Origin of the sequence: Psychromarinibacter halotolerans, from assembly GCF_029168315.1 — a bacterium.
Taxonomy (GTDB): Bacteria; Pseudomonadota; Alphaproteobacteria; order Rhodobacterales; family Rhodobacteraceae; genus Psychromarinibacter; species Psychromarinibacter halotolerans.
Window position 1 is genome coordinate 698,330 of record NZ_JARGYD010000001.1, and the last position, 23,596, is coordinate 721,925.

General features: G+C 64.2%; 22 protein-coding genes. All 22 read right to left on the minus strand.

The features are described 5' to 3' along the window. Nucleotides 1–34: 34 nt before the first annotated feature. Complete coding sequence (locus tag P1K30_RS03330; RefSeq protein ID WP_275631245.1) at nucleotides 35–2,056, minus strand: 3'-5' exonuclease; 2,022 nt, start codon at nucleotides 2,054–2,056, stop codon at nucleotides 35–37. Beyond that, nucleotides 2,053–2,400, minus strand: coding sequence for a hypothetical protein (locus P1K30_RS03335; protein ID WP_275631246.1), 348 nt, complete (start codon nucleotides 2,398–2,400; stop codon nucleotides 2,053–2,055). Before P1K30_RS03335 ends, P1K30_RS03330 begins: the two co-directional genes overlap by 4 nt. A gap of 3 nt (nucleotides 2,401–2,403) precedes the next feature. After that, the gene (locus tag P1K30_RS03340) at nucleotides 2,404–5,289 is read right to left on the minus strand and encodes a site-specific DNA-methyltransferase (RefSeq protein WP_275631247.1); all 2,886 of its coding nucleotides are present in this window, start codon (nucleotides 5,287–5,289) and stop codon (nucleotides 2,404–2,406) included. After that, complete coding sequence (locus P1K30_RS03345; RefSeq protein ID WP_275631248.1) at nucleotides 5,286–6,212, minus strand: hypothetical protein; 927 nt, start codon at nucleotides 6,210–6,212, stop codon at nucleotides 5,286–5,288. Before P1K30_RS03345 ends, P1K30_RS03340 begins: the two co-directional genes overlap by 4 nt. Further along, nucleotides 6,209–9,214, minus strand: coding sequence for a BPTD_3080 family restriction endonuclease (locus P1K30_RS03350; RefSeq protein WP_275631249.1), 3,006 nt, complete (start codon nucleotides 9,212–9,214; stop codon nucleotides 6,209–6,211). Before P1K30_RS03350 ends, P1K30_RS03345 begins: the two co-directional genes overlap by 4 nt. Before the next feature lie 81 nt (nucleotides 9,215–9,295). Beyond that, nucleotides 9,296–9,823 (minus strand): ATP-binding protein, encoded by a 528-nt coding sequence (locus tag P1K30_RS03355; RefSeq protein ID WP_275631250.1) that lies wholly within the window; start codon nucleotides 9,821–9,823, stop codon nucleotides 9,296–9,298. Nucleotides 9,824–9,875: 52 nt separating this feature from the next. Continuing rightward, entirely contained in the window at nucleotides 9,876–10,919 is a 1,044-nt protein-coding gene (gene hypE, locus P1K30_RS03360) for a hydrogenase expression/formation protein HypE (protein WP_275631562.1), read from the minus strand. A 2-nt stretch (nucleotides 10,920–10,921) separates the two neighbouring features. Next, a complete protein-coding gene (hypD, locus tag P1K30_RS03365; RefSeq protein ID WP_275631251.1) occupies nucleotides 10,922–12,064 on the minus strand; it encodes a hydrogenase formation protein HypD in 1,143 nt (380 codons plus the stop codon). Further along, nucleotides 12,061–12,375 carry a HypC/HybG/HupF family hydrogenase formation chaperone gene (locus P1K30_RS03370; RefSeq protein WP_275631252.1) on the minus strand — a complete coding sequence of 105 codons (315 nt, stop codon included), beginning with the start codon at nucleotides 12,373–12,375 and terminating at the stop codon, nucleotides 12,061–12,063. The genes hypD and P1K30_RS03370 overlap by 4 nt, the downstream gene beginning before the upstream one ends. Nucleotides 12,376–12,378: 3 nt before the next feature. Then, complete coding sequence (locus P1K30_RS03375) at nucleotides 12,379–13,860, minus strand: sigma-54-dependent transcriptional regulator (RefSeq protein ID WP_275631253.1); 1,482 nt, start codon at nucleotides 13,858–13,860, stop codon at nucleotides 12,379–12,381. Then, entirely contained in the window at nucleotides 13,857–14,705 is an 849-nt protein-coding gene (hypB, locus tag P1K30_RS03380) for a hydrogenase nickel incorporation protein HypB (RefSeq protein ID WP_275631254.1), read from the minus strand. The genes P1K30_RS03375 and hypB overlap by 4 nt, the downstream gene beginning before the upstream one ends. 1 nt (nucleotide 14,706) lies before the next feature. Continuing rightward, the gene (hypA, locus tag P1K30_RS03385; RefSeq protein WP_275631255.1) at nucleotides 14,707–15,048 is read right to left on the minus strand and encodes a hydrogenase maturation nickel metallochaperone HypA; all 342 of its coding nucleotides are present in this window, start codon (nucleotides 15,046–15,048) and stop codon (nucleotides 14,707–14,709) included. After that, nucleotides 15,041–15,943, minus strand: coding sequence for a hydrogenase expression/formation protein HupK (locus P1K30_RS03390; protein WP_275631256.1), 903 nt, complete (start codon nucleotides 15,941–15,943; stop codon nucleotides 15,041–15,043). Before P1K30_RS03390 ends, hypA begins: the two co-directional genes overlap by 8 nt. 12 nt (nucleotides 15,944–15,955) lie before the next feature. Further along, on the minus strand, nucleotides 15,956–16,744 hold the full coding sequence (gene hybE, locus P1K30_RS03395; protein ID WP_275631257.1) for a [NiFe]-hydrogenase assembly chaperone HybE: 789 nt from the start codon (nucleotides 16,742–16,744) through the stop codon (nucleotides 15,956–15,958). After that, on the minus strand, nucleotides 16,741–17,586 hold the full coding sequence (locus tag P1K30_RS03400; protein ID WP_275631258.1) for a hydrogenase expression/formation protein: 846 nt from the start codon (nucleotides 17,584–17,586) through the stop codon (nucleotides 16,741–16,743). The genes hybE and P1K30_RS03400 overlap by 4 nt, the downstream gene beginning before the upstream one ends. A 48-nt stretch (nucleotides 17,587–17,634) precedes the next feature. Further along, nucleotides 17,635–18,018 carry a thioredoxin domain-containing protein gene (locus P1K30_RS03405; protein WP_275631259.1) on the minus strand — a complete coding sequence of 128 codons (384 nt, stop codon included), beginning with the start codon at nucleotides 18,016–18,018 and terminating at the stop codon, nucleotides 17,635–17,637. 13 nt (nucleotides 18,019–18,031) lie between these two features. Further along, entirely contained in the window at nucleotides 18,032–18,352 is a 321-nt protein-coding gene (locus P1K30_RS03410) for a HypC/HybG/HupF family hydrogenase formation chaperone (RefSeq protein ID WP_275631260.1), read from the minus strand. Nucleotides 18,353–18,356: 4 nt separating this feature from the next. Further along, complete coding sequence (locus P1K30_RS03415) at nucleotides 18,357–18,965, minus strand: HyaD/HybD family hydrogenase maturation endopeptidase (RefSeq protein WP_275631261.1); 609 nt, start codon at nucleotides 18,963–18,965, stop codon at nucleotides 18,357–18,359. 289 nt (nucleotides 18,966–19,254) lie between these two features. Further along, a complete protein-coding gene (gene cybH, locus P1K30_RS03420; RefSeq protein WP_275631262.1) occupies nucleotides 19,255–20,034 on the minus strand; it encodes a Ni/Fe-hydrogenase, b-type cytochrome subunit in 780 nt (259 codons plus the stop codon). A 10-nt stretch (nucleotides 20,035–20,044) separates the two neighbouring features. Continuing rightward, nucleotides 20,045–20,617, minus strand: a complete 573-nt coding sequence (locus P1K30_RS03425) for a HupE/UreJ family protein (protein ID WP_275631263.1) — start codon at nucleotides 20,615–20,617, stop codon at nucleotides 20,045–20,047. A gap of 13 nt (nucleotides 20,618–20,630) precedes the next feature. Next, the gene (locus P1K30_RS03430; RefSeq protein ID WP_275631264.1) at nucleotides 20,631–22,424 is read right to left on the minus strand and encodes a nickel-dependent hydrogenase large subunit; all 1,794 of its coding nucleotides are present in this window, start codon (nucleotides 22,422–22,424) and stop codon (nucleotides 20,631–20,633) included. A 3-nt stretch (nucleotides 22,425–22,427) separates the two neighbouring features. Further along, nucleotides 22,428–23,528, minus strand: a complete 1,101-nt coding sequence (locus P1K30_RS03435) for a hydrogenase small subunit (RefSeq protein ID WP_275631265.1) — start codon at nucleotides 23,526–23,528, stop codon at nucleotides 22,428–22,430. Between the last annotated feature and the right edge of the window lie 68 nt (nucleotides 23,529–23,596).

The window sequence follows — 23,596 nt, forward strand, 5'->3', positions numbered from 1 at the left end:
CAGAAATCCCATCCGCCAGACCGGTCACCGGCAATTAGACGAGGTCTTCGAGGAATTCCGAGACGCGGCCTGCACCGGAAACCCACAAACGCTCCCTCGCCCGGGTGGTGGCAACATAAAGAAGATGGCGTTCCGTCGCCATGATTTCCTCGATCATCGCCTCATCTCGCGCTTCGAGAAGGCGATCTTCCTTGGGGATCACATCTTCGTCGCATGCCATGACTGCTACGGCGCGATACTCGGCCCCCTTCGCATCATGCATAATGCGAATTTCCGGTCTTTCATCGCCGCCAGTCAGCGATTGGAAGGAATCCCGGGCGGCCTTCGCACGGGGAAGCTCGTCCTCGCTGCGAACCAAGAGCGCAACCTCTCGCTCTGTGAAACCCTCCTCAGCCAAGCCGGCGAGCCAGCCGGCGAGAGCCTTGATCTCTGCATCAGCATCCGGGAATTCGGCGATTTCCGGTGTCGGGCCGTCGAATAGCGACACGACGCCAGTGCGCCGGTCCTCGTTGCCGTCTGCCTCAGTCAAGCTGAGGGGCAGCAGCCGGTCGGACTGGCTACGGATCTGTTGCGACGTTCGATAGTTGACCTTCAGGCTGCGCGATCTTCCACGCACATCTACCCCTGCAGCCTTCCAGGGGAATGGCGCACGAAAGATCCGCTGGCCGATGTCGCCGGCGAAGAACAGGCCGTTCGGCCGCTCTCCGGCAATGGCAGCCAGAAAATGCAGTTCCGGCACGGAAATGTCTTGTGCCTCGTCCACCACCGCATGGGTAAACGGCCGCGGCGCACTTCCACGATAATGCCCCGCGAGAGCGTGAAGCATCTGGGCGCGGGTTCGCTTGCCCTGGCCCTCAAGCGCGGCGCGCGCATCGGAGAAGACGTCCCACAGCGCATCCCGGCGTGAGGCCGCCATGCGCGTGAGCCGGCCTAGGCGCGGCAGATCTCGGTATGCATCCCGGTCGACCACCGCCCAAGCGTCGACGACGAGACGCCATTCGTCCTGCAGGAAGCCAGGGTCCACGCTCACATCTGCCGCCGCGGCGGCGCCAGCCAAGGCCTTGGCGACATCATCGGCTGTTGCCTCCTCGACCGGGCCGAAGGCTTCGACGTAGAGATCGTGTGCCAGTTCCCCCAACGCGCGGGTCGTTACACGGTCTCTAACTGCCGTATCCGGCAGAAGCATGGGCAGTTTCGCCGAAAGGCCATCGGCGAGCCGCCGATTGAACGTGGTGAGCAGGATGCGCGCCTCGGCATCCTCGCGGGCCAGCCGGGCCGCCCGGTGTAGGGCAGCGACCGTCTTGCCGGTCCCGGCCGAGCCGATCACTCGGGCTGGGCCGTTGAAGTCCCGATCCACGAATTCTTTCTGTGCCGGGTGCAGCCAGACGGCCCACTTCTCCCACGGCGCCTCAAGCGCGGCGGCGAGATCGGCCTCGGTGGTCGTGAGGCGAAAACGCCGCACGGCATCAGGATGCTCGTAGGGATCCTCGGCGTGGGGCGCAGGCGCGGGCCGTTCGCCCGTTGCTGCTTGCAACAGTGCCTCACCGGCCTCGGCGGGAAGGTGGCCGGCGATATCCAGCACTGTATCCTCGGTGGCATCGCGCACCGTTCCCAGCCAATCCTCGGGCACCCCCCAGGACAGCAGAGTGTCGTCGTCCTCGTCCGCGAAGAGACGAGGTTTCTTCACGGCCTCCTCGACGTAACGCTGGATGATAACGTCTTCGACGGTCTCGCGGATTTCGACGATCTGCGCCGCACCCGTCCTCGGATGCACGTCGATCCTGCGCCGCTCGGCCCAGCGGTAGGCGTCATCATGGTGGCCGACCCAGGCAAGCAGCGTGGCGCCGTCCTTCTTGTGCAGGACAAGCCGAACATCGCGGTTCACCCGCGCAGTCCAGAAATGTGGGTCCTTGGCCCGCTCGACTCGATGCATCTGCAGGCCCGGGTTGTCGGGGTTCATCTGCGCGTCGAAGGCCGCGGTCTTGGCGGCCTTCTGTTCCTGGCCGGACAGCTTGGTGAGCGCGTCGGAGAAGGTGTCGGCGATGCGGAAGGTCATGGATCACCGCGTTCCTTCACGGACTTGACGAAGTTGGCGAATGCTTCACGGCGCTTTTCCTCTTCATTCTGCAACCGGGCACTTTCACGTTCCACCGACTCCCGACGGGATCGGGAAACCTTCTGCATTACTTTCTTACGATCCTCGGCTGACAATACATGCAAACCCGGCGCGTCATTGCCAAAAGCCGCCTTTTTCTTCTTCCGTTTTGCGCCAGGTTTCACACCTGACCGACGGTCGTCTATAACGTCTTCGATCCGATCACGTCGTTCTCTCGGAAGGCTCTTCGAGCTCTTTCCGGCGCGGAACACTGTGGAACCGCCGCGATAGCCTCCACCGCTCATGTCCTACACCCCAATCACTTTCATCACTTCGTCCCCGAGGTGGTTGATCACCTTCACCGCGATCCGCCCAGATTTCGGCCGCGCGAACGCCCGGGACTCCGTCCGTTTCAGGCTCTCCCAGGCCTCCTCATCGATCTCGGCCTTCAGCGTCGTCTTGAGCTGCTTGTACGGGATCTCGGCGCCCGGGAAATAGGCGTGGCGGACGAAGAAGCTCTGCTCGTCGTAATCGGTGTCGATGAACCAGCAGGCGATCTCGTCGGGGTCCGAGGACGACACCTCGCCCGTGGCGGGGCGGAAGATGTCGACGCCCAGGAGGCGCACGCGCAGCCGGTCGCCATCCTCGACGATTTCGATGTCGGGCTCGCCGAAGACCACGAAGAGGTTGCCGCCGCCGGCCTTCAGGTCGCCCGCCATGTGCAGGTCGGCGTTCATGCGGGCTTGCAGGATCGTGATGCGGCCCAGCTTCTGGAACTCGGCGGTGTGGGCGTCGAAGTTGAAGGCGCAGGCGATGACCAGGTCGAACCCTGCATCGGCTGCCTCGCGCGCTGCGGCCACAAGGTCGGCGCGCTGGAGGGTGCCGTATTCTGGGCCAATGAGGATGCCGGCGCGGCGTTCGGTTGCACCCTCCATGTAGCGGCCCTCGGCGGCGAGCCATTCGCCGGGCCAGGCGGAGAGCGAGGTGAAGTCGATGCGGTCCTCGCGCCCGGCCTGCTGCACCCCGGCCTTGGCGAGGTTTTCCAGGATCGCGGTGCGGTAGTTCTCGGCCTCCTGCTCCCCTGCGCCGCGGCGGCCAGCGGCGGCGTCGTGCTCGTCAATCAGCTCGCCATGTTCGTTGACCGCCTGGGTGCGGTGGGGCGAGAGGCTTTCGACGGTGAAGGGGCCGGCGACGCGGACGCGCTTCTTGTCCTCGTAGGGCTTGTCGTAGAGGTATTCGTGATCGGCCTTTGCGGCGATGCTGGCGTCGATCTCCTTCTGGCGGGCGATGCGGGCCTCCCAGAACGCGTGCAACGCCGTCTTGGCCGCGTCGGGCCAATCGTCCGGCGCCTCGCGCGGGATCTCCCATTCCATGAAGCCGTTCGCCGGGGCCATCTCTCCGCTGGGCAGTTCGACCTCTCCGCTGGCGGTGAAGTCGATCTTCTTGCCCTTGCGGCCGCCGGTCTCGACCTCGAAGGGTGTCGCATGGCCCTGCAGGGCGGCGTTGAGCGCGGCGCGGGCCTCTTCGACGGCGGGCTGCATCTGGTCCCAGATCGTGTCGATCTCGGTGTTGTTGGCGATGCTTTTCAGCGTGATGTGCGGCACGCGCTGGTAGACGAAGCCGTGGCGGATGTCGTTGTAGGTATCTGCGGTCGAGGGGGCAGAGCGGGTGACCTCGGCCTCCTTCTTCTGCCCGGCGTCGGAATCCTTGAGCAGATACCAGGGGTATCTCGCGCCCATGATCCGCGCGCGGGCGAGCGCGAGGGCCACGCGGGAGGTGTCGATGGTGATCCAGCGCCGCCCCCATTGCTCGGCTACGGTGGCCGTGGTGCCCGAGCCGCAGGTGGGATCGAGCACGAGGTCACCGGGGTCGGAGGTCATCAGTAGGCACTTCTCAACGATCTTGGTGTTCGTTTGAACGACATACATCTTGGATGCCGCATCGAAGCCCCATTTCGTGTCCCCCCAATTGTTGGTAATTGGCTTCACAGGATAATTTTCTGCAAAAAGATAGTATGCAATGCTATTGCGTCTTGCGATCAAAAGCCCTGACTTTTTTACTGTGTCCAGGCCGCGTGTTGTCACTTTCCAATGATTGCCTTTTCCGGGATGAAACACCCGGCCTTCGTGATAGTAATCTACGGTGCCGGATTCCGACGCTCCGGAAGACGTTAGAGGGCCGTACCGCCAGCGCTTTCCACCTTCCGGAATGGGTTTCTGACCGCTGTATTCCTCTGGTTCAAGGTTTCGGGTAGTGCCATCCGGCATGAAGAGCCATTTGTATTCCTTGGCACTATCATCACCAGCACCTTTCATTTCGTAGAGTTGCCGGTATTTGAGCTTGTCAGCATTTTTGGCATACCAAACGATGTGGTCACCCACCCGAGTCAACGCTTTGCTCGGGAAACCACTCGTGGTCACGTAGTTAATCATGACCACAAAATTGTCTTCCCCGAACACCTCATCCATCAGCGCCCGCACCCGGTGGACGTTCTCGTCTCCGATCTGGACGAAGCAGGACCCGCTCTCGGTCAGCAGCTCCCGCGCCACCACCAGACGGTCGCGCAGGTATTGCAGGTAGGAATGGATGCCGTCGCGCCAGGTGTCGCGAAAGGCCTTCACCTGCTCGGGCTCGCGGGTCAGATGCTCCAGCTTGCCGTCCTTCACATCGCGCGAGGTGGTGGACCACTGGAAGTTGGAGTTGAACTTGATGCCATAGGGCGGGTCGATATAGATCGCCTGCACCTGCCCCTTGAGCCCCTCGCGCTCGGCCAGCGACGCCATGACCTGCAGCCCGTCGCCCAGGATCATCCGGTTCGACCACTTGCGGTGATGGCGGTAGAACTCGATCTCCGCCTCGCGGTCGTCATCGGTGATGCCGAAATGGTCGAAGAGGTCCGAGCCACCGCCCTGCCCGTTGCGCTGGCCCCCTGCCCGCAGATCCTCGATGATCGCCTTGGGGTGGACCTGTTCCTGCAGGTAGATCGGTGGCGCGTCGACGGTGATCTCGGTCTGGTCGATGTCCTTGCCACGCCAGATCAGCTGCGGGTCGAGATCCGGGTTGCGCTGTTCGTAGGCGACCTTGATGGGCCGGGCATCGTCCGGGTTCATCATGGGCGCGAGTTCCGGCGTGGGGATGTTCACGCGCTGGTCGTCGTGGGTGATTGGGTCGATCTGGGTCTTCTTGTCGGTCATTGCTCTGCCTCGAGGGCTTCCGAGATCGCCGCGACGTAGAGCTTTCGACGCTCTTCCATCCAGTCGATGATCTCGGGCCAGTTGTTTTCGTCTTGATAGGATTTCGGGAAGCGTTCTCCGAACAGGTGCCCGTTGGGCTCTGGCTTATAGCTTTCGAAGCCGAGTTTCCGCGCCAGGATGTCGGCGTAGGACTCAAGCCGATCCGCCGCCGCGTGCTTTCGATCGCCCCAGCCGCCGCGGACGTAGATGCCGGCAGTCCTTTCGCCGATCCAAACCGATATCAGAACGTCGCCATCTGCCAGTCGAGTATATCCGTTCCAGCCGCGTTGGACCTTGATACCTTCGGCTTCGGCCTCGGGGTGGCGTTCGAGATATCGGGTCCAGAACGCGGTTCTCACGTCGCTGAACGCATCCTTTCCCGTCTCTGCATCCTTCCGGGTCTGGGTCAGCGACCTCTCCCATGCAGATGGCTTCTCGATCACCTCGAAGATCGGCGCGTAGGGGCTGTCGCCGATACGGACGACACGAGCCTTGATCGCGAAGAATGAGAAGCCGTCCGAGGTATGTTCGTTCAGCCAGCGAATTGCAGACAGGTGCGGTTCGCGGAACGCGGGCGCGATCCAGATGACGGTCTGCGCCTCCAGGCCCGCGAGGTAAGTCATGATCTGGCCCAGATGAGTATGGTCGGTCTGCTCCAGCTGGTTCTCGATCAGGACGACGTTGCCGTCGAGGTCGCGTGCCAGGATGTCGGCCGAGAAGGTCTCGACAGCGACCTCGGTGCCGGCCAGATCGAGTTGGACGCCGATGGCCTCGGAGAGGTGTTCGATATTCTCGGCTAGCCACGGGGTGAACTGGAGAGCCTCGTGCTTCCAGGCTTCGCGCAGAGGCAGGTCTTCGAGGCGGCCGAACTTGATATCCGTCATGCAGGCACCCCGACGGTCTCTCCGATCAGCCGGTCGAGATCCTCGGCGTAGCGGTAGGGGTCGAGAAGCTCTGCATAGGCCCAGCGACCGTATCGGCCGAGCGTGTTGACGCCGGGCACCCACTGGTGTCGCGTCGTCTCGGCCTTCAGCCGGTCCTTGGCATCGCGGAAGCCCTTGGCCTCGATGATCAGGGTGGTGGGTTCGAGTGTGTCCAGCGCGACCAGGAAATCGGGGCGGTAGTGTTTGGGCTCGCCCTCCACGAGGTAGGGAATTTCGAAACCAAGGTTATGGTTCTTGCCGTAGGCCCGGGTCATCGGGTGGTCCTCGATGACCTTTGCGAGCTTCGCCTCCCAGTCGCTGTCGGTGACAATCCAGTTGATGTGCGACCGGTCAGGTCGTGGCCAGAACCGCGTGGCCTTGGAGGTGTTGAAGGAGACGTCCATGGTCGACCCGATGGGGCTATAGGGCTCCAGAACGGCGCGAATGACGGCATCGCCCTCGCGACCGACCGTGAGGGCGTGAAGGATCGTATCGCAGACCTCGTCGGCGATCTGCTTGTAGGTCAGTTGCGCCTTCTGGGTGCCGCCGGAGAGGATCAGGCGGTCACTGTCGAGCCACTGACGCACGATGCGTTTGGCGCGCGGGAAAAGGTGGGTCTTCGGTGCCTCGCCTGCGTCGCGGAGCTTGTGCATGACCAGGTGCGAGGCGATCTTAGTCGCGATCTCGGATGGTCGCATCTGGCCGAGATGCGCGAGCGTAATGTGGGCTGGTTCCCCGACGATGCCCTGCATGGTGACCTCGGTCGCTCCGGCCTTGGCCGGGGTCAACTCGTAGGGTTCGACCTTGGAGAAATCGACGGCAAGCGTGTCGTTGGGCAGGTCTGTCCGGTAGCCCTCGACCCGTGGGAAAACAATCTCGAGGTGGTCGCGCTCGGGCGAGACAGCACGGACCTGCACGACCTCGCGCGGCGGTGTGGGCGGTGCGACGCGAGGTCCGTCAGAAAAGTTGAGCCCATCAATGCCCATGATGTCGGCGTATTCGGTGGTGAAGAGCCCCTCTTCGTTCACATCGTATGATAGGCGGCGCAGGGCGCGACCGACGACCTGTTCGCAGATAAGCCGCGTGCCGAAAGCTCGCAGGCCCAGAATGTGGGTGACGTTGTTGGCGTCCCAGCCTTCGGTCAACATGGAGACGGACACAACGCAGCGCACCTGTTCGCCGAGCTTCCCTTTCTTGCCGACTGTGTTCATCACCTCGCGCAGGATTTCGGACTCGTCGATCTGGTCCGTGCCTTCGCCGCGCGCGGCCTTTTCGCGGCGAAAGGCCTCAATCTCGGCGGCATGGGCCTCGCGGAAGCCCTTGTCGACCTCGCCGCCGGATTCGATGGCGGAGCTATCGATCAGGATCGTGCGCGGCCGGTCGAGGCGCTCGCCGCCGTCGGCGTAGTTACGAAAGAGCGAACAGCGACCCTGAACGGTGTCGATGACTCCGTTCTCGTCCTCACGTTCGAACCCCGCAATGTAGTCACGGACGAGTTCTGAATTTGTGGTGTTGTTGCAGACCACGATGAAAACCGGAGGAATGCCGACCTCCGCTTTTTCCCATTCTCGGTAGGTCTTCTCGTAGTGGCCGTAGAGCGCGTCGATGGCCGTTTGTAGTTCCAGAGGCAGCTTCAGAGGGTCAGGCTTCTTTTCGCCGCGCGCCTTCTTGGGCATCTTTTTCCCGATGGCCCTCCAGAGGTTGCGATAGAGCGGTTCTGGCTGACCTGCGACGTTGTCAGCGACCGGGACTCGAGGCAGCTTCACGATCCCGCATTCGATGGCGTCCATGAGAGAGAAGTCGCTGGCCACCCAGGGGAAGAGCGTGCCCTCCACCCAACCGGAACCTGACAGGAAAAAGGGTGTCGCGGACAGATCATAGACAGTCCGTATGCCCAGATGGCGCTTGGCCGCCTCGAGGCCCGAGATCCAGAGCCTCGCCGCTTCGCTGTTTTCTTCAGCCTCTTTCTTCGCATCTCCGGTCAACTTCTCCTGGTCCGCGTCAGGACGTTCTCGATAACAGTGATGCGCCTCATCATTGATCACTGTAATCGGGCCGGAGGACATGAGTTCGGGCATCACTCGGGCGAGCATCTGACCTTCGGTTTCGAGCGTCTGCGGACCGTTGCCATGGCCGGAAAGCGCGGCCCGTGTTCCCTTGGCAAGGGTCACCTTCTCGCGGAGCTTGAAGGCATGATAATTCGTGATGACGATCTTCGCAGTCTGCATGTCCGTCATCAGATCGGACGGAACCAGATTAAGGCGACTATAGTAATTATCCGGCTCCGAAGGCTTGAGAACACGCAGGCGATCACGGATCGTTATTCCCGGCGCGACAATCAGGAAGCCCTTCCCGAAGCTCTTGGATGACGGTGAGCGCGCGGCATTGAGAACCTGCCAAGCCATCAGCATGGCCATGACCGTGGTTTTGCCTGCCCCGGTTGCGAGTTTGAGCGCGATACGGAACAGGTCCGGATTGGCCGCCGCATTCGACGCTTTCAGCCATTCGAGGAAACGCTTACCGCGCTTGCCGTCCTTCGGGGCCACCTCGGATAGCCAGATCGCGACCTCTACTGCTTCAAGCTGACAGAAAAAGGGCCGGATCGGTACAGTTTCATCTACCTGAATCGACCGCCAATGCTGCAAGAGCCTCTGGGTGACGGGAGAAACGCGCCATTGCGCCGGGTTGGGCAGGTTGCGCCAAGTGTCGACGGCATCCCGCAATTCGTTGATGTAGGGTGTCGGGTTGTAATCAACGTCCCCCGTCGAAAGATCATCGAAAGTCAGGCTCGTCTGTTTGCCAGCCTTCGCCTTCGCTCCTGGCATGGCCGAGATCAGATCTGACTTTCTTCGCCGCTCGATGATGCGGTCGGTCGGACGACCATCCTTGTCCAATTCCCAATTCCGCTCCGGAACTCGGTAGGGCGAATTCAGAATTGGGGCGTCGAAAAAGCTCTGCGACATCAATGGACTCCTATTCTGAATTGCACTCTATCAGCGTAATCAGGAGGGGGAAGGAAAACGTCTGTTTCATCAGCAACCAACTCACTCCATTTCAACGACATGCAGGTCAGGAATCACCTCGCTCCCCAGGTCGACTAGGAGGCGGTGATGGGTGAACATGATCGCCTGTCCGGTCCGCCCCATCTCCGCGGTCAGAGACAGGGCGGCGGCCGCGCGGGTGTCGTCGAAGGTTTCGAGGATGTCGTCGGTCAGGAACGGTAGCGCGCCGTAGCGGGCAGTGAAATCGGCAAGGCCGGCCACCCGCAGCGCCAGGTAGAGTTGGCCGCGCTTGCCGGTGGACATGGCCTCGGCGGCGACCGGCTGGTCGTCGCGGATGCCGACGAGCCGCTCGCCCGCCCCCGTCGGCTGCGCCTCCAGCCGCGGCCATTCCCCGCCGGTCATGCGCGCGAAGGCGCGTTCGGCTGAGGCGAGCATCGGGCCGCGCCGGTCCTCTCGAAGCCGGCGCAGCGCTCCGGATGCCGCCATCAGGCCGATCCGGGTCTCGGCGGCACGGCGCGCGGCCTCGCGCAGCTCTACCAGAAGGGCTGCCCGGGACTGCCCCTGGTCCACGCCGCCCTTCGACGTGCCGATCAGTGGCCCGACCGGTCCCGCCCCCCCTCGCTCAGCAGATCCGTGGAAGTTGCTCTCCGACCAGTGTGTCCACAAGGCGCTGGCCTCCGAACAGGGTTCTCATCGTGACGCGGCCAGAGGGGCCGGCGGTGGCTTTGCCGATGATGGCGGCGTTCCGTCCGGCCTCGGTGGCGCGCATGGCGTCCAGAGCGGCCTGCGCTTCGGCTTCGGGAACGAACAGCACCAGCGTGCCTTCGTTCGCAAGGTAGAGCGGGTCCAGCCCGAGCACCTCGCACACGCCCTTCACCTCGGCGCGCAGCGGCAGATCGCTTTCGGCGACTTCGATGCCGACGCCGGCGGCTTCCGCCATTTCGTTCAGCGCCGAGGCCAGCCCGCCGCGGGTGGCGTCGCGTGCGGCGCGGGTGCCCGGAGCGGCGGCCACCACCGCCTCGATCAGCGCGTTCAGGCTTTGACAGTCCGAGCGGATATCGGTGGTCAGCGCCATGTCGCCCCGCGCCGCCAAAATGGTCGCGCCGTGATCGCCCAGAACGCCGTTGACCAGCGCGATGTCACCGGGCCGGATGTTGGCGGCCTGAAGATCGCGCCCGGCCGGGATCACGCCCACGCCCGAGGTGGTGACGAACACCTTGTCCGCCGATCCGCGCTCGACCACCTTGGTGTCCCCGGTCACGATGCGCACCCCGGCCTTGTCCGCCTCTGCCTGCATCGAGGCGACGATGCGGCGCAGCAGGTCGAATTCGCAGCCTTCCTCGATGATGAACGCCGCCGACAGCCAAAGCGGTCTTGCCCCGCCGACCGCCAGATCGTTAACCGTGCCGCAGACCGCGATCTTGCCGATATCGCCGCCCGGGAACTCGGGCGGAGAAACCACGAAACTGTCGGTGGTGAAGGCCAGTTGCGCCCCGGGTTCGGTCAGGGCCTGCGCCGTCAGACGCGCCTGATCCTCGGTTCCGGGGGGCGCGAAGACGTCGGTGAAGATCTCTTCGATCAGGTCGCGCATCGCCTTGCCGCCGCCGCCGTGCGCCATCGTCACGCGGTCGCCGCGCAGGCGCGCGGGCTTGATGGGGCGTTCCATTGTCATTCCGCAGCCTCCAGCCCGTCCGTGGCGCCGTATTGGTAATAGGCCGCGCAAGCGCCCTCGGAACTGACCATAAGCGCCCCAAGCGGCATCTCGGGGGTGCATCCGGTTCCGTATTGCGGACATTGCGTCGGTTTGATCCGGCCGGTCATGACCTGCCCGCAGGCACAGCCTTCGGGTTCTGACACGCTGCGCGGCCCGGCGCCGTAGCCGACGCCGAATTTCTCTTCCGCGTCGAACGCCTTATAGGCATCGCGGATCCGCAGGCCGCTGGCGTCGATCTCGCCCAGCCCGCGCCATTCGAAGGACGGGCGCGGTTCGTAGACATCGGCGATCGCCGCAAGCGAGACCGGGTTGCCGTGTTCCGGCACGACGCGGGCGTATTGGTTCTCGACCTCGGCCCGGCCATCGCGGATCTGGTGCAGCACCATCAGCACCGATTGCAGCAGGTCCAGCGGCTCGAACCCGGCCACGACGATCGGCTTGCCATAGTCCTGCGCGATGAAGTCGTAGGGATGCGTGCCGATGACCATCGACACATGCCCCGGCCCGACAAAGCCGTTGAGGATCATGTGGGGGTCGTCCAGCAACGCCTTGATCGGCGGCGGCACGGTGATGTGGTTGCAGAAGACGCTGAAGTTGGAAAGCCCGTCCCGCGCCGCCTGCTGGATGCTGAGCGCGGTCGAGGGGGTCGTCGTCTCGAACCCCAGCCCGAAGAACACGACCTGACGGTCCGGGTTGCGGCGGGCGATCTCCAACGCGTCCAGCGGGGAATAGACCATGCGGATGTCCGCGCCGTCGGCCTTTGCCTGAAGCAGCGATTTCCGGGTCCCCGGCACCCGCATCGCATCGCCGAAGGTGGTAAAGATCACCTCGGGACGCTGGGCGATGTCGACGCATTCGTCGATCCGGCTCATGGGAAGCACGCAAACCGGGCAGCCCGGCCCGTGTATGAACTCGATGCCCGGCGGTGTCAGCCGGTCAAGCCCGTAGCGGAAGATCGCGTGCGTGTGTCCGCCGCAGATTTCCATGATGTGCACCGGGTTGTCCCGCGTCGCCCCGATCTGGTCCACCACGTCGGCAATGGCGCGCAGCACACCCTTGGCCGCCACCGGATCGCGAAATTCCTCGACGTATCTCATAGCGCGCCCTCCCTCGGGCCGGGGCCCGTCATCTGAAGCGACGCGGTGCCTTCGGCCATCGCGTCCAGCGTTTCCTGCGCCTCGCCCAGCCCGCGCAGCGCCTCAAGGGTCTTCGCGGCCTCTTCGGCGTCGATCACGCTCATGGCAAAGCCCACGTGGATCAGCGCCCATTCTCCCACCAGATCGGCCAGATCGGCCGGCGCCACGCAGGCGACCGAGACTTCCCGTCTGACGCCCGAAATATCGGCCATCGCCATCAGCCGGTCGGGATCGGTGATCTCGACGATTTGTCCCGGTATACCCAGACACATGGCTTACTCCTCCTCTTCGACACGGCTGGTCTTGCCCGGCTGCTTGACGCCATAGCGGTCAAGCTTCGAGCGCAACCCGACCCGGCTTAGCCCCAGTTCTTCGGCGGCGCGGCTTTTGTTCCATTTCAGGCGGGTAAGCGTTTCGCGCAGGATACGCGCCTCGATCGCCTCGACCCGATCCTTCAGCGTGCCTTCGGACGCCAGCACATCGGTCTCGCGCGCATCGGGCCGCGCCGTCACCGAGGGGTCGGCCTGCAGGATGTGGCGCGAGATCAGCTCTGGCCCCAGTTCCGGTTCTTGCGCAAGGATCAGCATACGGGTCAGTTCGTTGCCCAGTTCCGGCAGGTTGCCGGGCCATTCGTAGTTGCCCAGAAATTCCAGCGCGAGATTGGACAGCCCCCTGACCGGCTTGCTGTGTTCGGCGGCCAGATCGTCCAGCATGTGCCGGGTCAGAACCTCTAGGTCCGCCATGCGCCCGCGCAGCGGCGGCAAGGACAGCTCGGTCACCGCCAGCGCATAGAACAGATCCTTGCGGAACCGACCTTCGGCGATTTCGGCGGACAGGTCGCTGTGGCTGCCCGCCATAAGGCGCGTGTCGGTGGTCAGCGTCTCGGTCCCGCCGACGGGTTCGAAGCTGCCTTCCGTCGCCACGCGCAGCAGGATCAACTGCATCTGCGGGCTAAGCGTATCGACCCCGTTCAGAAACAGCGTCCCGCGCGAAGCCTTTTGCAGAAGACCGATGCGGTTGCTGGGCGCGTTGGTGACGGCGCCCTTCTTGGCCCCCAGCAACTCGACCATCAGAACGTCGTCGGGCAGCCCGGCGCAGTTGATCTCGTAGAACGAATGGTCCGACCGCAGCGAGGCATAGTGCATCGCGCGCGCCATCACGTCCTTGCCGGTGCCCGCCTCGCCGGTCAGAAGGACCGGCACGTCGAAGCTTGCCACCTGACGGGCCAGTTCGACCGTGGCGTTCATCGGCGAGTTGGCCGACCGCAGGATCCGCTCGAAACCGAACCCTTCGCGCAAGGTCCGGCGGCGCGACTCGACCTTGTTCTCGACCGACTTGCCCATGAACCGCATTTCCAGCGAAAGCCGGTCGTGATCGCGGCTAAGCTGGAACAGCTGGGCCGCGTTCTTGGCCGCCATGATCAACTGATCGGGATGCCAAGGCTTCGTCACGAACTGGTAGATCCCCGCGTCGTTGATCGCGGCGATCATGTCGTTGGTTTCGGTGTACCCGGTGATGATGATGCGGACGGTCTCGGGCCATCTTTCCCGGACCTCGCCCAGGAACTCGACCCCGGTCTTGCCCGGCATGCGGTGGTCGCAAAAGATCGCCTGAACGAAATTCTCTTCCATCAGCCGCATCGCCTCGTCCGCGCTGGACGCGGTCAGGCATTCGAAGTCATCTTCCAGCGCCATGCGCATGGCGGCCAGCGAATGCTCTTCGTCGTCGACGAGCAAGAGGGTCGGAAGGATCGTCATTCCGCCGCCCTTGGGGTGGATTTGTCGGAAAGATGCCGGCGCAGCCAGTCGATCCAGCCGTCCATCCCCTGCCCCGTCCGGGCCGAGACGCGCAGGATCTCGATCCCCGGGTTCACCCGCCGCAGGTTCGTCTCGTACAGATTAAGGTCGACGTCGCAATGCGGCGCAAGATCGATCTTGTTCAGGATGGCAAGACGGGCTGCGGTGAACATATCGGGGTATTTCAGCGGCTTGTCCTCGCCTTCGGTGACCGACAGGATCGCGACCTTGCCGTCCTCGCCCAGATCGAAGGCCGCCGGGCACACCAGATTGCCGACATTCTCGATGAACAGGATGCTGCCTTGTGCAAGGTCCAGATGTTCCATCGCGTGACCGACCATGTGCCCGTCCAGATGACAGCCCTTGCCGGTGTTGACCTGCACCGCCTGCACGCCGGTGGCGCGGATGCGGTCGGCATCGTTCTGGGTTTGCTGGTCGCCTTCGATCACGCCAAGCGGCATGTCGCCCAACGCCTCGATCGTCTTGCACAACAGCGTTGTCTTGCCCGACCCCGGCGAAGAGACGAGGTTGACGGCCAGAATGCCACGCGCGGCAAGGACCGCGCGGTTGTCGGCGGCGTAGCGGTCGTTCTTGGCAAGAATGCCGGTCTCGATCTCGATCAGCCGCTCTTGCGACATGCCGGGCACCTCGGTGCCTGCCGGACCCTGACCGTAGTGATGGTGGTGATGATGATGGTGATCGTGGCCGTGGGCAAGGTCGTGGCTATGCGCGTGCCCATGTCCATGCACGTGCGCATGGCCGTGCACCTTCGTCTCCCCGTCCCCGCATCCGCAAACTGTACACATGTCAGGCGACCTCCAGATCCTTGATTCTCATTTCATCTCCGCCCTGCGGCATCAGCTTTCCGCCACCGCACTCAGGGCACGGGTCGAGGCGGTCTTCGATCTCCACCTCTTTCATGCAGTCATAGCAGATCGCCCGCCCCGGCAGGTCGAGCGTGACAAGCTCTGCCCCCTCGGCGACCGACCCGCGCATCACCACGTCAAAGGCAAAGTGCAGCGCCTTGGGTTCGACCCCGGCGAAACGGCCGATCTCGACACGCACACGCTTGATGCTGGCGACCTTGTGGATGCGGGCCTGATCCTCGATCACCCGGCGCATCCCTTCGCACAGCGACATCTCATGCATGGGCCGGCTCCCTTTGCTGCGCGGGCTCAAGCGAGACCGGAATACAAGGATCAAGGATCGCCAGCAGCAGCGGGCCAAGCGCCGCCGCCCGGTGCGTTGGCAATGTCGCAAGCGCGTGTTGCAACGCGCCGCCCTCGGCCAGCAGGTGGTCGGTTGGCGTGATCCGGTCGAAAGCGGCAACCCGCCCCGCTTCGACCCGTGCGGACACGCCGTAATACCCGCGCGCCGCAGGCACGACGGCCCGGCCCGCGCCAAGGTAGGCCGGCGCCAGATCGCCGTTCAGGCACGCCTCTAGGTCATAGGCCACCGCCACGGCCGACCAAAGCGGCCCACGGCCCAGATCGGTTTCGATCCCGCGCAGAACCGGATGACCCGCCTGCCGCGCGGCGACAGAGTTCTCTTGCGCGCCGGGGTGAAAGACGCTGTCGGTCGTGGCGTGGTCCAGAACCGGGCGGCACGCTTCGCCCCGGGCGAATAGCTGCGCGATTGCCGACAGGACCGGCGCCGCGCCGTGCGGCACCGCAAGGAAGGTGCGGAACTCTGACGGCGTCCGGGGCATCCGCCCCGCCACCCCGAAAAGCGCCGCGCGCAGGTCGGGGCCGCCCGCCTGCCAGTCACGCGGCAAGGCAAGCGACGGCATCGACAGCAGACCGGGCCACTTGAGACAAAGTTTCACAACGTGTTCGCGAATGATCTCGCGCCGCAAGGCCTCGGCCCAGTCGGGGTTCGGTGGCAAACCAAAGGCCGCTCGCGCCGCCGTTCCCTGCGCCTCGCGGCACAGGTTGAACAGGCGCGGCAGAAGGTCTGCGGCCTCTTCCACCGGCTTGCCAAGGATCAACTGCGCGACAGGCAGCGGCGGTGCCGACCGGACGCGCAGCGCGGGATATGCGGCCACCCCCTGCATCGCTTAGTCCGGGGCCGCCATGCCGCCGGTGATGACGCTGCGGCGCGTGGGCGCATCGGTCAGGACCGGAGCCGCATCCTCTGCCTCTGCCTCGGCCAGCTCGGCCTCGCGCTGCGCGCGGATGTCGGCGGCGCGGTCGCTGTCTGCGCGGTTCTGCTCGTCGAACAGCGCCACCATGACCGCACGCGCGACGTCCTGCGCCTGCATCTGGGTGCGGAAATCCCCCATCGGCGAGAACAGCGAACACGCCTTGTACCCGCCGATCATGTCACGGGTGTTGTGAATGAATTCGTACTCGCCCGAGGGAAACGCGATCAGTTCCTTGTCGCCCGCAACAAGATCCGACCAGTCTTCGCCCTCGCCCGGAAGCTGGATCAGGTTCATGAACCACGGCGAGATCAGCACGCCCAGCGGGCGTCCGTCGACCATGCGAAAGCCGACGGCCTCGACGGTCAGAAGCTTGTTCACCATCGGCACATCGCGCATCTTGGCGTGCCAGATTTCGCGGAACTCGGCCACCAGCGGGCCGGTCAGACTGTCCAGCCGCGCCGCCTCGGCCACCTCATGCGCGCCGGGGTCTTCCAGCACCATGAACTGTTCCTTGGGCGCGCTGCAATTGGGGCAGGACCAGTCGTGCGGCAGATCGACAAAGGCCGTGCCGGGATCGACCTGCCGGTAATCGTCGCCCTCGGCGGGATCGTAGGGGGTCCAGCAGATCTTGCACTCCATGATCGCCTGCGCGCTGATCTTGTCGGAAGCGCCCAGAAAGCTGCCCTCGAAACCGCCGTTCATCGGATCGCCTCCAGCACCTGCACCAGCCGCTTGCCGCTGTCGGCCAAGTCCTCGGGGGCGGCACAGGCCACCTCGGGCACGGTCGTGACCTCGAACGTATCAAGGATCAGCGTGTCCTGCGAATTGAAGAACTGCACCCGCCAGACATGCGGCAGCGCCGTCGCGGTGATGCGGCAATTGCCATAGCCGCGCGACAGGATCGTCACCGCGCCTTCGCCCACTGCCGCGTCCAGCCAGACAAGGTCTTCCTCGGTGTGGGGCAGCAGCGACAGGTTGATGACATGCAGCGGCGCCTTCGCGTCGAAGCCTGCGGATTTGTCGGTCAGCTCCACCAGAAGCGGCGGCGCGTTGACCACACCGGCGGCCAGCGGGGTGGATTGCCCCCCGGCGGCGCGATGCGGGCGGAACGGGTCCGACGACAGGCAAACGGGGCTGCCAGCCACCTCGATCTGCTCGGCCCCGGCGCTTTTCAGCGTCCAGATCCCGGCGAAGACGCTTTCCTGCACCGCAATCGCAGGAATGCCGCGCACCTTGGCGGCGACTTCACCGCTGCCCAGCGTCTCGGCGATCAGGGCGCGGTTGGGCGCGTCCAGCGGCCCAAGATCGAACAGCGCCGACCCGCCCTCCTTCGCGATCCGCGCGGCTGCCTCGGCAACCTCGCGCAGCAGGTCGAGAGCCGGCGAAAGGTTATCCTCGCCGCGTCCCTCGATATCGGGGATGCGGGGGGCATAGGTGCGCATGTCCTGCGGCATGGGCATGTATTCCAGCGCCTCGTCCTGCTGGTCCAGCGGTTGCGAGCCCGGGCCGAACCCGGTCGGCGGCATCATGAAAGGGTTGGTCATCGACATGTCCTTGAGAAACTATGCGGAGGAACAGGACAAGGCCTGTCCCTATTCGGCGGCGACGGGAAGCGCGAGGATCTGGCCGATACGCTCGACGTATTCGGTCCAATCCCGCACCTTCGGGATCCCGCCGATGACCTGACCTTCGCGGTAGAAGATCAGGCTGGGCGTCTTGAACACCTTCGCGGCCTCGCGCACCGCTTCCTCGACCGCGTCGCCCGCGACGGCACAGTCGAACCGGCCCTGAAACGCCTGGCGCAGTTCCGGCAGGATCACCGCGACATCCGGGGTCTCAAGGTTCCGGCGCACGTCGCCGGGCACGAAGACAACATGATCGCCCGGCGCGCCGGTGAAGGCGGCCACGTCTTCCGGCGTGACAAGGTTCGGATAGCCGAACTCTGTGATCAGCCTTGTGATCAGGGGGTGGTCCATCGTTTGCTCCTCTTCAACCGGTGGTCTGGCCCGCGTCCAGCGCGGCCTGAAGATGCGGGGGCAACTGCGGCCCGCGCTGTTCGATATCTGCAAAGGCCGCGCCTGCGTCGCCGCCCTGCATGACCGCGCGCAACCCGTCGAGCGCGGCAGAGATCTTTGCCGCCTCGTCGGCGGAAATCACGTCGCGCGCAGACCCGAGAAACGTCAGGATCCAGTCGCCCACCCGCGCCTCGGGGGTCAGCGAAAGATCGACAAGCTGGCGCTCGGCCCCCTCGCCGACCGTGGCGGCGATCCCGTCGATCGCGATGATTTGCATGGGGATTCCGACGCACATCCGCTTAAGCCTCGCGCGGGAAGAAACGGTCGTCCCCGATGCGGCACGCCTCGTCCTCTGCCGGGCGTCCGGCCTCATAGGCGTCCTGCATGATCGACGGATCGGCCAGCAGGTCGCTTTGCGTGCGTCCGGGCCGCGCCACGAACCCCATCTGCGCAAGCCGCGTCAGGGCGACATGAACGGCCGGCTCGATCTGGGCCGCAACCACGTCGCGCAACCCGCCGCCGTAGTCTTCCAGCTCTTCCGGCTGACAGCCGATCAGCAGCAGGGTCTCGGGGCAGTACCCCATCAACTGCGCCGTGGCGATCACGTCCTGAAAGCCGGTCTGGTGCAGCGACATCTTCTTGGCGCCCATGAAGCGCGGCACCTCGTCTCCTTCGACGATCTTGAGAGTCCCGGGTTCGAGCCCGTAGTCCACGGCGTCGAAGACGATCAGCGTGTCGGCGGCTTCGAGGAACGGCAGCAGGTACAGCCCCTGCGTCCCCCCATCCAAAAGCGTCACCCCGTCCGGCAGCGACCAGTGGCGCGCGATGTGCTCGACGCAGCGCACGCCAAAGCCCTCGTCCGCCCACAGGACGTTGCCAATTCCCATGATCAGCAGGTTCGCCGACATATGCTCCTCCCCCAAACCCGCACCGGAAAGCGTCTGTCCAGTTTCGCGTTTCTGGCAGGTTACCTTGCCATCCAAGAGAGAGGGTGAAGAAATGTGCAGTTTGCGAAGATTTCCTTAAGTGCATGTAATTATGCGGAATACCAGCGCATACCGATTGCGCAAACAGGATACGATGAAAGATAACCTACCGATATTGTGGATCATAGGTCACCGACTTTCCATAACGACAGCGGGCGCCCCAAGGCGCCCGCTTCGTGATTCCGCTGGATCGGTTGTCCGGTCGTGCCGGTTAGTCGGGCCGGTCGTCCTTGAACGTGCGATGTCCCGAGATCATCGTCGACACGATCGACTGGCGGCTCATGATGTCTTCGCGGACCGCCACGTAGATATGGATGATCATGAAGATCACGATGAACCACATGCCAAGGTGATGATACGTGTGCAAATAGTGCGAGTTGTTCCCGGCAACGGTGAACACCCAGCCGAACAGCTTGTACAGCGTGCTGTCGTGCCCCAGTCCTTCGGAATACAGCGCCAGCCCGGTCACGATCATGAAGCTCATGCCAAGGGTCATGAACATGAACATGGCCAGTTGCGCCAACGGGTTGTGGCCGACGTATTTCTTCGGCTCGCGTTCCAGAAACAGATACCAGCGCACCTCGAAGAACAGCTCTGACCACCAGTGGCGGTTCAGAAGCGGCAGATAGAACAGCTGTCTCGAATGGTGGTTCCCGACGCAGGCCCAGTAGATGCGTGCGGCAAAGCCCACGGTCATGATCCAGCCCGCTGCGAAATGGGCGAAGCGGATGTAACCGAAGACGAACTGGTGCGTCGCCTCTCCGATCTGCATCGACGGCGGCGGCGAGCCGATGAAGAAGCCGGTGATCACCAGCACGAAGATCGCCGCCGCGTTGATCCAGTGCCACAGGCGCACCGGCGCCTCGTAGACATAGACGGACGTCCGCCTGCGGATGCTGTCGATGTCCGCCGACGTCGCATCACCCGCAAGACGAGAGGTCGGCAGCGGTTCGACGGATGGATTTGGCCTATGGATGTTGGGCTCGTTCATGACATCGCCCTCATCCGACCATCAGCAGAAGGCCAGAGGCCGCGATCCCTGCCCCAAGCGACCGCTGAACCACGGGGCGTGAGGCGATGCCGCGCGCCAAGACGATGCCCAGACCGTGCAGCAGCGCGGTCGAGACGAGGAACCCGCCAAGATAGGCGACCGTGTTCCCCGCCGCCTCGGTCGCGTGGGCATGGCCGTGCGCCAGCGCGAAGACCGCGATGCCGCCCAGCGTGGCCGCCGTCAACACGCGGGGCTGCCCCCGGTGCGACAGAAGAGTCAGCAGACCGAAAACGACGACCGAGGCGACGATGGCCGGTTCCGCCAACGCAAACCCCACACCGACCCAAGACAGTCCGGCGCCGGCCGTCATGGCGGCCATGAACGTCAGCGCCCCGGCCCAGACCCGTCGGGTCAGGACGAAGCCCGACCACAGGCCCACCGCCAGCATCGCCAACAGGTGGTCCGGCCCCAAGACCGGGTGCGCCAGACCGTGCACCAGACCGCTTGTGCCGCTGGCCCCGGTATGCGCGAAGGCTGGACCGGCGAACAGCAACGCGGCGACTGAAATCGCAATCTTCTTCATGGTTCTTCCTCCCTCAGCGTACCTTGACGGTTGTCAGCTCCTCGCCGTCCGGCGACATCACATGGGTCGAACAGGCCAGACACGGGTCGAAGCTGTGCAGCGTGCGCAGGATCTCGACCGGCTCTTCCGGGCGCTCCATCTTGGTGTTCATCAGGCTGGCCTCGAAGGCCCCGATGTTGCCCTGACTGTCGCGTGGCGAGCCGTTCCAAGTGGTCGGCACGACGCACTGGTAGTTCTCGATCCGGCCATCCTTGATGCGGACCCAGTGCCCCAGCGCCCCACGCGGCGCTTCGGTCATGCCGACGCCCTTGGCCTCTTTCGGCCACTTGCTTGGATCCCACTTCGCCACGTTGGCCGTGCTTTCGTCGCCGTTCTTGATGTTGGTGACCAGCTTGTCGAAGAAGTACTTTTGCAGCCGCCCGCAGTATTCGCTTTCCAGCGCCCGCGCAGCGGTGCGGCCAAGGGTCGAGAACAGCGCCTCGGTCGGCAGGTCCATCGTGCGCAGGAAGCGGTCGACCTGATCGGTGATCTCTTCGTGGCCCTTGGCATAGCCGACGATGTAGCGGGCCAGCGGTCCCACCTCCATCGCGTTGCCGCGCCAGCGCGGCGCCTTGATCCACGAGTATTTGGCACCCTCGTCGATCTCTTGGATGTTGGTGCGGGTACCCTTGAGGTTCGGACCCAGCTCGAACTTGGCCTCGGTCATGCCGTCCCACGGATGCAGACCCTTGCCCGGTTCGCCGTAGTCGTACCACGAGTGATCGACGAACTCCTGAACCTGCTCGGGATCGCGGGTGTCGACGTCGTGCACGGTGGACATGTCGCCGCCAATGATCGCGCCCCGCGGCAAGTGCAACTGCTCGGGCGAGAAGTCGTTCGGGTTCTCGGGGATGTCGCCGTAGGCAAGACACGCCTGAGAGCTTAGCCCGCCGCCGTACAGCCAGTTCTTGTAGAACCCGCCGATGGCCACGACGTCCGGCAGGTAGACGTTCTTGTTGAACTCGATGCACTTCTCGATGATCGACGACACAAGGTTCAGGCGTTCCATGTTGATCGCGCCGACCGCCCCGGTCGAGTGCACGTTGATCGGGCACGGCACCCCGCCGACCAGCCAGTTGGGGTGCGGGTTCTTGCCGCCGAAGATCGTGTGGACCTTGACGATCTCTTTCTGAAGGTCGAGCGCCTCTAGGTAATGCGTCGTCGCCATCAGGTCGGCTTCGGGCGGCAGCAAGTAGGCCGGGTTGTCCCAGTAGCCGTTCTTGAACAGACCCAGTTGGCCGCTTTCGACGAATTGCTTCAGGCGGTTCTGCACATCGCGGAAATAGCCCGGAGAGGACAGCGGGTGCGACGGCGACACCGACTGCTGCAACTCGGACGTGGCCTTGGGATCGGCGCGCAGCGCGTTCACCGGGTTGACCCAGTCCAGCGCATGCAGGTGATAGAAATGCACGACGTGGTCGTGGATCTCTAGGTTCAGCTGCATGATGTTGCGGATCGAGTTCGCGTTGTCGGGGATGGTGATCCCAAGGGCGTCCTCGACCGCGCGGACAGAGGTCAGCGCGTGCGTGCCGGTGCAAACGCCGCAGATCCGCTCGGTGAAGGCCCAAGCGTCGCGCGGATCGCGCCCCTTCAGGATGACTTCAAGCCCGCGCCACATGGTCCCGGTCGAAACCGCGTTGCGGATGTACCCGTCCTCGTCGACGTTCACCTCGCAGCGCATGTGTCCTTCGATGCGGGTGACCGGGTCCACGACGATGCGCTGGCCGCTGTTGTCGAGGTTGAAGCCGTTGGGTGTCTGGATGACCATGCGTCAGGCCTCCTCGTTGGTGTGGGTAGGCTTTTTCTGCGCCTTGTTCTGAGCCGCTTTCAGGGCGGTGATCGCGGCGTGGATGGCGACCCCGCCACCGACGACCCCGGCTGCCGCGATGCCGACCTTGTCGGCGTTCGCCTCGACCCCGAACTGGGTCAGGTCGGTCACGCGATCGTAGAAGGTGCCCTGATCCCAGAAACCATCCTCGGAACAGCCGATACAGCCGTGGCCGGACTGGATGGGGAACGACACGCCCTCGTTCCATCGCACGGTGGAACAGGCGTTGTAGGTGGTCGGGCCCTTGCAGCCCATCTTGTACAGGCAATAGCCCTTGCGCGCGTTCTCGTCGTCCCACGCTTCGACGAACTGACCGGCGTCGAAATGCGGGCGGCGGTAGCATTTGTCGTGAATGCGCTGGCCGTAAAACATCGCCGGGCGGCCCTGACGGTCAAGCTCGGGCAGGCGGTCGAAGGTCAGCATGTAGGTGATGACGCCGGTCATGACCTCGGCGATGGGCGGGCAGCCCGGCACCTTGATGATCGGCTTGTCGGTGATGACCTTGTGCACCGGCGTGGCCTGCGTCGGGTTCGGTTTGGCCGCCTGAACGCAGCCATAGGACGCGCAGGCACCCCAGCTGATGATCGCCTTGGCATCCTTGGCGGCGTATTTCAGCTTTTCGACGAACGGCTTCCCGCCCGAGATGCAGAACATGCCGTCCTCGTTCAGCGGCGGGTTGCCCTCGACCGCAAGGATGTACTGGCCGCGGTATCGTTCGATGGTTTCTTCAAACGCCGCTTCGGCGGCATGTCCGGCGGCGGCCATCAGCGTGTCGTCGTAATCGAGCGAGATCATCGACAGCACCACGTCCTTGGCCAGCGGATGCGCCGAGCGGATGAAGCTTTCCGAACAGCAGGTGCATTCCAGCCCGTGCACCCAGATCACCGGCGTGCGCGGCTTGGTTTCCATCGCGTGCGCGATCTTGGGCACGAAGGCCGGACCAAGGCCAAGGGCACTGGCGGTCAGCGCGCAGTATTTCATGAAGCTGCGCCGGGTGATCCCCTGACTTCGCATCACGTCATAGAAGGTTTCGATATCGGCCAAATCTGTCTCCTCCGCCTTTGCGCCGGGCGACCGCAGTCGCGCACCGGATGTCTCCATCCTTTTGATGG